6 protein-coding genes and 1 rRNA gene are annotated in these 11,108 nt (G+C 57.0%); 6 read left to right on the top strand and 1 reads right to left on the bottom strand.

The window, feature by feature from the left end; genetic code table 11:
* From rrf to aceK, 5 genes are all read left to right on the top strand, one after another.
* Nucleotides 1–113 (top strand): 5S ribosomal RNA (gene rrf / locus HYQ67_RS20685); the annotation flags it as partial.
* A gap of 254 nt (nt 114–367) precedes the next feature.
* Nucleotides 368–1,297, top strand: coding sequence for a homoserine O-acetyltransferase MetA (gene metA, locus HYQ67_RS20680; RefSeq protein WP_202307153.1), 930 nt, complete (start codon nt 368–370; stop codon nt 1,295–1,297).
* Nucleotides 1,298–1,554: 257 nt separating this feature from the next.
* On the top strand, nt 1,555–3,153 hold the full coding sequence (gene aceB / locus HYQ67_RS20675; RefSeq protein ID WP_202307151.1) for a malate synthase A: 1,599 nt from the start codon (nt 1,555–1,557) through the stop codon (nt 3,151–3,153).
* Between the two features lie 28 nt (nt 3,154–3,181).
* A complete protein-coding gene (gene aceA / locus HYQ67_RS20670) occupies nt 3,182–4,492 on the top strand; it encodes an isocitrate lyase (RefSeq protein ID WP_202307149.1) in 1,311 nt (436 codons plus the stop codon).
* Nucleotides 4,493–4,597: 105 nt separating this feature from the next.
* Complete coding sequence (gene aceK / locus HYQ67_RS20665) at nt 4,598–6,340, top strand: bifunctional isocitrate dehydrogenase kinase/phosphatase (protein WP_202307147.1); 1,743 nt, start codon at nt 4,598–4,600, stop codon at nt 6,338–6,340.
* Here aceK and iclR read toward each other — a convergent pair.
* Nucleotides 6,337–7,170, bottom strand: coding sequence for a glyoxylate bypass operon transcriptional repressor IclR (iclR, locus tag HYQ67_RS20660; protein ID WP_202307145.1), 834 nt, complete (start codon nt 7,168–7,170; stop codon nt 6,337–6,339). The genes aceK and iclR overlap by 4 nt on opposite strands.
* Nucleotides 7,171–7,384: 214 nt before the next feature.
* On the opposite strand from iclR, the gene metH reads away from it, so the two are divergent.
* Nucleotides 7,385–11,068 (top strand): methionine synthase, encoded by a 3,684-nt coding sequence (gene metH, locus HYQ67_RS20655; protein WP_202307135.1) that lies wholly within the window; start codon nt 7,385–7,387, stop codon nt 11,066–11,068.
* Nucleotides 11,069–11,108 lie beyond the last annotated feature (40 nt).

The following is an 11,108-nucleotide window of genomic DNA, read 5'->3' as shown; positions in this document are numbered from 1 at the left end:
GGCGGCACTAGCGCGGTGGTCCCACCTGACCCCATGCCGAACTCAGAAGTGAAACGCCGTAGCGCCGATGGTAGTGTGGGGTCTCCCCATGCGAGAGTAGGGAACTGCCAGGCTCCAAACAAGTAGAAAGCCCTGTACTCTGTACAGGGCTTTTTGCCGTCTGCGGTTTAGGAAAAACCTCTGACGCTCCTGGTATAAAACACCATAATCACAGCCATTAATCCCTATATTCCACTGTCATCAACCCCCCCGGTTAAGTGAAACATTTTCAACTATCTTATGAAGACTCGACATTTGACAAGGGTCGCGTTATCTTCAGCTATCTGGATGTCTAAACGTTTAAACGTATGCTGTGAGGATAGAGGTTATGCCAATTCGGGTACTGGATGAGTTACCGGCCGTCAATTTCCTGCGTGAAGAGAACGTCTTTGTCATGACTACTTCACGCGCAAGCAATCAGGAGATTCGCCCGCTTAAGGTACTTATCCTTAATCTGATGCCGAAAAAGATCGAGACGGAAAATCAGTTTTTGCGTCTGCTTTCTAACTCTCCTCTTCAGGTTGACGTTCAGCTGCTGCGTATCGATTCTCGTGAGTCCCGTAATACCCCGGCGGAGCACCTCAACAATTTCTACTGTAATTTCGAAGATATTCAGGATGAAAATTTTGATGGACTGATCGTCACCGGCGCGCCGCTGGGCCTGGTGGAATTTAACGATGTTGCCTACTGGCCGCAGATAGAGCAGGTGCTGCACTGGGCAAAAGATCACGTTACCTCCACGCTGTTTGTTTGCTGGGCCGTGCAGGCTGCACTGAATATCCTTTACGGTATCCCTAAACAAACCCGTAAAGAGAAGCTGTCCGGCGTGTATGAACACCATCTCACTTATCCCCATGCGCTGCTGACGCGCGGCTTTGACGATTCATTCCTTGCTCCGCATTCTCGCTATGCTGACTTCCCGGCGTCTTTGATTCGTGACTATACCGATCTGGAGATCCTTGCCGAGTCGGAGGAGGGGGATGCTTACCTCTTTGGCAGCAAAGATAAGCGTATTGCCTTTGTGACCGGCCACCCGGAGTATGACGCGCATACGCTTTCCGGCGAGTATTTCCGCGACGTAGAGGCTGGCCTGAACCCGGACGTGCCGTACAACTATTTCCCGGATAACGATCCGCAGAAAAAACCACGCGCGACATGGCGCAGCCACGGCAACCTGCTGTTCACCAACTGGCTCAACTACTACGTTTACCAGATCACCCCGTTCGATCTCCGCCACATGAATCCTACGCTCGATTAAGCGTTTCAGCGCCCCACCGTTAGCGGCATGAAGGCACCTCAGGGTGCCTGTTTTCATGTCTAAAAACCGATTCCCCATCTGAATAAATTTTAATCTCCTATTTTTCAATGTGATAAACGATTTTCAAATCAAAAATGGAAATTGTTTTTGATTTTAATAAATCCTCAAGTAGTCTTAATTCTGTTGAGCGAAAACCACACACTGGCCTTACCAGATAGATCTGGCTTTTCGACGGGATGAGATGAGGGGAAGAACGTATGACACAACAGACAGTTAGCGCGGAGCTGGCCTTTAGCCAGCCTTTCGGAGAACAAGAGCAGCAGATTTTGACGCCGGATGCCATCGAGTTCCTCAGCGAGCTGGTTACCCGCTTTACGCCGCAGCGCAATAAGCTGCTGGCAGCGCGCGTCGCGCAGCAGGCGGCAATTGATGCAGGTGAGCGTCCTGATTTTATTTCGGAAACGAGTTCCATTCGTAAATCTAACTGGATGATTCGCGGTATTCCGGCGGACCTGCAGGATCGCCGCGTGGAGATAACCGGCCCGGTTGAACGCAAGATGGTGATCAACGCGCTGAATGCCAACGTGAAAGTCTTTATGGCCGACTTTGAGGATTCGCTGGCGCCGAGCTGGAGCAAAGTGATCGACGGGCAGATCAACCTGCGCGACGCCATCAACGGGACTATCAGCTGGACCAACGAAGCCGGCAAGATCTATCAGCTCAAACCGGATCCAGCCGTGCTGATCTGCCGTGTGCGTGGTCTGCACCTGCCCGAGAAGCATGTCACCTGGCGCGATGAGCCAGTTCCCGGCAGCCTGTTTGATTTTGCCCTCTACTTCTTCCACAACGTGGATGCGCTGCTGGCGAAAGGCAGCGGCCCGTACTTCTATCTGCCGAAAACTCAGTCATGGCAGGAAGCGGCCTGGTGGAGTGAAGTATTCACCTTCACCGAAGATCATTTCTCCCTGCCGCGCGGCACCATCAAAGCAACGCTGCTGATAGAAACGCTGCCAGCCGTGTTCCAGATGGACGAAATCCTTCACGCGCTGCGCGATCACATCGTTGGCCTGAACTGCGGCCGCTGGGACTATATCTTCAGCTATATCAAGACGCTGAAGAATCACCCGGATCGCGTGCTGCCGGATCGTCAGTCGGTCACCATGGATAAACCTTTCCTGAACGCCTATTCGCGCCTGCTGATCAAAACCTGCCACCGTCGCGGCGCGTTTGCGATGGGCGGCATGGCGGCGTTCATCCCCAGCAAAGACAGCGAGCGCAATAACTGGGTGCTCAATAAAGTTAAAGCAGACAAGCAGATGGAAGCCTCCAACGGGCATGATGGCACCTGGATTGCCCATCCAGGCCTGGCCGATGCCGTCATGGACGTGTTCAGTAACGCTCTGGGTGATAAGCAAAACCAGCTCGACGTGACGCGTCATGAAGATGCGCCGATTACCGCCGCACAGCTGCTGGAACCCTGTCCCGGTGAGCGTACCGAAGAAGGTATGCGGGCCAACATTCGCGTAGCCGTGCAGTACATCGAGGCATGGATTTCCGGCAATGGCTGCGTACCGATTTACGGGCTGATGGAAGACGCGGCAACTGCTGAAATTTCACGTACTTCTATCTGGCAGTGGATCCACCACGAGAAAACCCTCAGCAGCGGCCAGACGGTAACCAAAGCGCTGTTCCGCCAGATGCTCGCGGAGGAGATGCTCGTCATTCAGGAGGAGCTGGGCGACCGCCGTTTCAGCCAGGGGCGCTTTGACGAAGCGGCGCGTCTGATGGAGCAGATCACCACCTCCGACACGCTAATAGACTTCCTGACGCTGCCGGGCTACCGCCTGCTTGCCTGAACCCAACTTATAAAAAGGAGCATCTGCCATGACTAAAATCTCTCGTACCCAACAAATCGAACGGCTTCAGCAGGACTGGACCCAGCCGCGCTGGGATGGCATCAAGCGTCCGTACACTGCGGAAGAGGTTGTGAAGCTACGCGGTTCGGTGAACCCGGAATGTACGCTGGCGCAGAACGGCGCGGCAAGAATGTGGCGTCTGCTGCACGGCGAGTCCAAAAAAGGCTATATCAACAGTCTCGGTGCGCTGACCGGCGGGCAGGCTTTACAGCAGGCGAAGGCGGGTATTGAGGCTATTTATCTCTCGGGCTGGCAGGTCGCGGCGGACGCGAACCTGGCGTCGAGCATGTATCCGGATCAGTCGCTCTACCCGGCGAACTCCGTCCCTGCCGTAGTGGATCGGATCAACAATACTTTTCGTCGCGCGGATCAGATCCAGTGGGCATCGAATATTGAGCCGGGCGATCCGCGTTACGTGGATTACTTCCTGCCGATCGTCGCCGATGCGGAAGCGGGGTTTGGCGGGGTACTGAATGCTTTTGAGCTGATGAAATCTATGATTCAGGCAGGGGCAGCGGCGGTTCACTTTGAAGACCAGCTCGCTTCCGTGAAGAAATGTGGCCATATGGGCGGTAAGGTGCTGGTGCCGACCCAGGAAGCGATTCAGAAGCTGGTTGCTGCCCGCCTGGCAGCGGACGTGATGGGCGTGCCAACGCTGCTGATTGCCCGCACCGACGCCGATGCGGCTGACCTAATCACGTCGGACTGCGACGAATACGACCGTGAATTTGTCACCGGCGAGCGCACTCAGGAAGGTTTCTACCGCACACGCGCTGGCATCGAGCAGGCAATCAGCCGCGGGCTGGCTTACGCGCCGTATGCGGATCTGGTGTGGTGTGAAACGTCGAAGCCGGACCTCGACCAGGCCCGCCGCTTCGCGGAGGCGATTCACGCCCGTTTCCCGGGCAAACTGCTGGCCTACAACTGCTCGCCTTCCTTCAACTGGAAGAAAAACCTTGATGACAAAACCATTGCTTCCTTCCAGGAAGAGCTGTCGGCGATGGGCTACAAATACCAGTTCATCACGCTGGCGGGGATCCACAGCATGTGGTTCAACATGTTTGATCTCGCTCACTCCTACGCGCAGGGCGAAGGCATGAAGCACTATGTGGAAAAGGTGCAGCAGCCAGAATTCGCCGCCGCGCCGGAAGGCTATACGTTCGTCTCCCATCAGCAGGAAGTGGGAACCGGCTACTTTGACCGCGTGACAACGATTATTCAGGGCGGCGCTTCCTCCGTGACCGCGCTGACCGGCTCGACGGAAGAAGAGCAGTTCTAAGCAACTCGCAGGAAAGCGTAGGGCGGATAAGCAGCGCGTCATCCGCCACTTTTGAGAAGGTGGAAACGCTGCGCTTTTCTGCCTTACAAGTGAAAGGGGCTAAGAATGGTACGCCGGAGAGAGCTGTTAATTGCCCATACCATCCTGCAGGGCTTTGACGCGCAGTATGGCCGTTTTCTGGAGATCACCGCCGGTGCCCAGCAGCGCTTCGAACAGGCTGACTGGCACGCCGTGCAGCTGGCGATGAAAAGCCGTATCCATCTTTACGACCACCACGTCGGGCTGGTTGTTGAGCAGCTGCGCTGTATTACCGGGAGTGAAAACACGGATGCGGATTTCCTGCTGCGCGTGAAAGAGCAGTACACCAGTTTATTACCGGATTACCCTCGCTTCGAAATTGCAGAGAGTTTTTTTAACTCCGTCTATTGCCGGTTATTTGACCACCGCTCGCTGACACCCGAGCGGCTTTTTATTTTCAGCTCCCAGGCCGAAGGGCGCTTTCGTACTATTCCCCGACCGCTCTCTAAATCCTTTACCCCCGGGCTGGGATGGCAGCCGATGCTGAGGAACATGCTCAACGATTTACCGCTGCGGCTGCCCTGGCAGGATCTGACGCGTGACGCGGGCTATATCGTCGCGCACTTCAATGAAACATTTGGTGCCGATGCTTTGCGCCATGCGCAGCTGGAAGTGGCCAACGAGCTTTTCTATCGTAACAAAGCGGCCTGGCTGGTAGGCAAACTGGTGCTGCCCGAGGGAAAAATGCCGTTTCTGTTGCCGATCCATCGCACCGACGACGGGCGGCTGGCTGTGGATACCTGCCTGACCAGCGCCAGCGAGGCGAGCATCGTGTTTGGCTTTGCCCGCTCCTATTTCATGGTATACGCCCCGCTGCCGGCAGCGCTGGTTGAATGGCTGCGCGAGCTGCTGCCGGGCAAAACCACCGCCGAGCTGTATATGGCGATTGGCTGTCAGAAACACGGCAAAACGGAAAGCTACCGCGAATACCTCAGCTATATCTCCGCCACCGATGAACAGTTTATCGAGGCTCCTGGCATACGCGGCATGGTGATGCTGGTCTTTACGCTGCCGGGATTTGATCGGGTGTTTAAGGTGATTAAAGACAGGTTCGCCCCACAAAAAGAAGTGACCGCCGAGCGCGTACGGGCCTGCTATCAGCTGGTCAAAGAGCATGACCGCGTCGGGCGCATGGCGGATACCCAGGAGTTTGAAAACTTCGTGCTGGATAAATGCCAGATAAGCGCCCCGCTGCTGGCGCTGCTACAGGAAGAAGCGCCCGAAAAACTCACCGATCTGGGCGACCGTATTGCCATCAGCCATCTTTACATTGAACGCCGGATGGTGCCGCTGAACCTGTGGCTGGAGAGGGTGGAAGGGCAGCAGCTGCGGGATGCGGTGGAAGAGTACGGCAATGCCATCCGCCAGCTTGCCGCCGCGAACATTTTCCCGGGCGATATGCTGTTTAAAAACTTTGGCGTGACGCGCCATGGCCGGGTGGTATTCTACGATTACGACGAGATTTGCTACATGACGGAAGTGAACTTCCGCGATATCCCGCCGCCGCGCTACCCGGAGGATGAACTGTCCGCCGAGCCCTGGTACAGCGTCTCGCCGGGGGATGTGTTTCCCGAGGAGTTTCGCCACTATCTTTGTGCCGACCCTCGCATTCGTCCGCTGTTTGATGAAATGCACGGTGACCTTTTCCAGGCCAGCTACTGGCGCGCACTACAGGAGCGTATCCGCAATGGGCACGTAGAGGATGTCTACGCCTACCGGCGCCGCCAGCGTTTTTGCCAGCGCTTCGCAGATTTAAAAGCGGCGGGTTAGCGCCCGCCGCCGTAAGCCTGAGTGATCTCTTTCGCCGCTTTAATGACCAGCGCGCCCAGCTCCGTCACGCGGTCGTCTGTGACGCGTGAAATCGGCCCCGAAATGGAAATGGCGGCAAACGCCTCATGGTGCTCGTCAAAAATACACGCCGCCACGCAGCGCAGACCCAGCGCGTGCTCTTCATCATCGAACGAATAGCCGCGTTTACGCGTCTGGGCCAGATCTTCTTTTAGATGCAAAGGTGACGTCAGCGTCGCCGGAGTGTAGCTGTGCAGCCCCCTGCGGTGCAGCAGAGTGCCCACCTGATCGTCACTTAAGTTCGCCAGAAATACCTTCCCCGCGCCTGAGGCATGCATCGGTAACTTCCCGCCGATAGGGGCCGACATGCGCATCAGCTGGGTGCACTGCACCTGGTCGATAATAATCGCCTGATGGTCGCTGTGGTCGAGCACGGCCAGGTTCACCGTTTCGCCGGAATCTTCCATCAGCTTGCGCAGCATCGGGTGGACAATGGCCAGCAGGTTACGGCTTTGCAGGAAGCTGCTGCCGACGACAAACGCATGGGCACCAATCGTCCAGTGGCCCAGGTCGCCAGTCTGGCGCACGAAGCCAAGCTGCTGCATGGTAGTCAGCAGGCGATGCGTCGTGGAGTTAGGGAGTCCGGCCTGCTGGGCAAGCTCGGTAAGCGCCACGCTGCCGTGGGACTCGGCAATCCACTCCAGCAGCTTCAGGCCGCGGGTTAACGACTGAACCTGCCCGGTTGGCTGCGGGGCAGCGGCTGTGGCAGCGCGAGGCTTTTTACCACGTTTGGCGGGAACGGCAGCGACCATAGCAGACTCCTTTTTTCATATCGTGGAAATCATTTTCGTTTTATTTGGCGATAATGCAACCAGCACGCCACTCATCGGAGCAGTCAGTTGAACATGTCTCATGTTTGATATCTTTTACCCTCCGGTAACTTATGCCAGTATGGTCTGCTGGCCTTTTCGCCGGTTATGAACTATTTCGCACCGCAACGATCCGTTAAGTCCCCGGGAGCCTGAGTTGAGCAACAAAGTAGAAAAACTGCACAAGCAGTTGCAAGAACGCATTCTGGTTCTGGATGGTGGTATGGGAACCATGATCCAAAGCTACCGTCTTGAAGAGAGCGATTTCCGTGGTGAACGCTTTGCGGACTGGCCGTCCGACCTGAAGGGCAACAATGACCTTCTGGTGCTGAGCAAACCGGAAATTATCGCCGCGATCCACTATGCCTACTTTGAAGCGGGTGCCGACATCGTCGAAACCAACACCTTCAACTCCACGACCATCGCGATGGCGGATTACCAGATGGAATCCCTGTCGGCGGAAATCAACTATGAAGCCGCGAAGCTGGCCCGCGCCTGTGCCGATGAGTGGACGGCCCGTCAGCCTGAAAAACCGCGCTACGTCGCCGGGGTGTTAGGCCCGACGAACCGCACGGCCTCTATCTCCCCGGACGTTAACGATCCCGCATTCCGTAACGTTACCTTTGACCAGCTGGTGGACGCCTATCGCGAATCCACCCGCGCGCTGGTGGAAGGCGGCGTTGACCTGATTATGATCGAAACGGTGTTCGATACCCTGAACGCCAAAGCGGCGATTTTCGCCGTGAAGACTGAATTTGAAGCGCTGGGCGTCGATCTGCCAATCATGATTTCCGGCACGATTACCGATGCGTCAGGCCGCACCCTTTCCGGACAAACAACAGAAGCTTTCTATAACTCCCTGCGCCACGCGGACGCGCTGACCTTTGGTCTGAACTGTGCGCTGGGGCCGGACGAGCTGCGCCAGTACGTCGCCGAGCTGTCGCGCATCGCGGAATGTTACGTCACCGCCCACCCGAACGCGGGTCTGCCGAACGCCTTTGGCGAGTACGATCTGGATGCCAGCACCATGGCCGAACAGATTGGCGAGTGGGCGCAGGCGGGCTTCCTGAATATCGTCGGCGGCTGCTGCGGCACCACGCCCGAACATATCGCGGCGATGAGCAGGGCGGTTGAAGGCGTTGCGCCTCGCAAGCTGCCTGAGCTGCCGGTTGCCTGCCGTCTGGCGGGGCTTGAGCCGTTGAATATCGGCGCAGACAGCCTGTTTGTGAACGTCGGCGAGCGGACCAACGTCACCGGCTCCGCTAAATTTAAGCGGCTGATCAAAGAAGAGAAATACAACGAAGCGCTGGAAGTTGCTCTCCAGCAGGTCGAAAGCGGCGCGCAGATCATCGATATCAACATGGACGAGGGGATGCTCGACGCCGAAGCGGCGATGGTGCGCTTCCTCAACCTGATCGCCGGCGAGCCGGACATTGCCCGCGTGCCAATCATGATCGACTCCTCCAAATGGGACGTCATCGAAAAAGGCCTTAAGTGCATTCAGGGCAAAGGCATCGTTAACTCCATCTCCATGAAAGAGGGCGTTGAGCAGTTTATCCACCATGCAAAACTGGTGCGTCGCTACGGAGCCGCGATGGTGGTGATGGCCTTTGACGAGGAGGGCCAGGCGGATACCCGTGCGCGTAAAATTGAAATTTGCCGCCGCGCCTACAAGATTTTGACCGAAGAAGTCGGCTTCCCGCCGGAAGACATTATCTTTGACCCGAATATCTTCGCGGTGGCGACGGGCATTGAAGAGCACAACAACTACGCTCAGGACTTCATCGGCGCCTGTGAAGACATTAAGCGCGAGCTGCCGCACGCGATGATCTCCGGCGGCGTATCGAACGTGTCGTTCTCCTTCCGGGGCAACGACCCGGTGCGTGAGGCGATTCACGCCGTGTTCCTCTATTACGCTATCCGCAACGGCATGGACATGGGCATCGTTAACGCCGGGCAGCTGGCGATTTATGACGACCTCTCGCAGGAGCTGCGCGATGCGGTAGAAGATGTGATTCTGAACCGCCGCGACGACAGCACCGAACGCCTGCTGGATCTGGCAGAGAAATATCGCGGGACCAAAAGCGACGACACCGCCAACGCCCAGCAGGCGGAATGGCGCAGCTGGGACGTCGAAAAGCGCCTGTCCTACTCGCTGGTCAAAGGCATTACCGAATTTATCGAACTGGATACCGAAGAGGCCCGCCAGCAGGCCGCGCGCCCGATTGAAGTTATCGAAGGGCCGCTGATGGCCGGGATGAACGTGGTGGGCGATCTGTTCGGCGAAGGGAAAATGTTCCTGCCGCAGGTGGTGAAGTCTGCCCGAGTAATGAAGCAGGCGGTTGCCTATCTCGAACCGTACATTGAAGCCAGCAAAGAGAAAGGCTCGACCAACGGCAAAATCGTCCTCGCTACCGTAAAAGGCGACGTTCACGACATCGGCAAAAACATCGTTGGCGTCGTGCTGCAGTGTAACAACTACGAAATTATCGACCTCGGCGTCATGGTGCCGGGGGAGAAAATCCTCAAAACTGCTCGCGAAGTGGGGGCGGATATCATCGGCCTGTCCGGGCTTATCACGCCGTCGCTGGACGAAATGGTCAACGTGGCCAAAGAGATGGAGCGCCAGGGCTTCACGCTGCCGCTGCTGATTGGCGGGGCGACAACGTCCAAGGCGCACACGGCGGTGAAAATCGAGCAGAACTACAGCGGCCCAACGGTCTATGTGCAGAACGCCTCGCGCACCGTCGGCGTGGTCTCCGCGCTGCTTTCCTCGACGCAGCACGACGATTTTGTTGCCCGCACGCGTAAAGAGTACGAAACCGTGCGTACCCAGCACGCCCGCAAGAAACCACGTACGCCGCCGGTTACGCTTGCCGCAGCCCGTGAAAACGATCTTGCCTTCGACTGGTCAAGCTATACGCCGCCGGTCGCCCATCGTCTGGGCGTGCAGGAAGTGACGGCCAGCATCGAAACGCTGCGTAACTATATCGACTGGACGCCGTTCTTCATGACCTGGTCGCTGGCTGGCAAATACCCGCGCATCCTTGAAGATGAGGTGGTGGGCGAAGAGGCGCAGCGCCTGTTCAAAGACGCTAACGAAATGCTCGACAAGCTTCACGCGGAAAAAGCCCTCAACCCGCGCGGCGTAGTGGGGCTGTTCCCGGCTAACCGCGTTGTGGATGACATAGAAATTTATCGCGATGAGACGCGAACTCGCGTGCTGACCGTCGCGCATCACCTTCGCCAGCAAACGGAGAAGGTGGGCTTCGCCAACTACTGCCTGGCCGATTTCGTGGCGCCAAAAAGCAGTGGTAAAGCGGATTACATTGGTGCCTTTGCCGTCACGGGCGGTATGGAAGAAGACGCGCTCGCGGATGCCTATGAGGCGCAGCACGATGATTACAACAAAATCATGCTGAAGGCGCTGGCGGACCGCCTGGCGGAAGCCTTTGCGGAATATCTGCATGAGCGGGTGCGTAAGGTTTACTGGGGCTATGCGCCGACGGAAAACCTCAGCAACGAAGAGCTGATCCGCGAGAACTACCAGGGGATCCGTCCTGCTCCGGGCTATCCGGCCTGTCCGGAACATACGGAAAAGGCGACCATCTGGGAGCTGCTGGACGTCGAAAACGTCATTGGCATGAAGCTGACCGAGTCCTACGCCATGTGGCCTGGCGCGTCGGTTTCCGGCTGGTACTTCAGCCACCCGGACAGCAAGTACTACGCCGTTGCGCAAATTCAGCGCGATCAGGTTGAGGACTACGCCCGTCGTAAAGGCATGTCCGTGACGGACGTCGAACGCTGGCTGGCCCCGAACCTGGGGTACGACGCAGACTGATGTTTTGTAGGTCGGGTAAGCGTTAGCTTCACCCGACAAC

Origin of the sequence: Dryocola clanedunensis subsp. sulfonylureivorans (genome assembly GCF_016756775.1) — a bacterium.
GTDB lineage: Bacteria > Pseudomonadota > Gammaproteobacteria > Enterobacterales > Enterobacteriaceae > Dryocola > Dryocola clanedunensis.
This window is presented reverse-complemented; position numbering and strand designations above follow the sequence as displayed.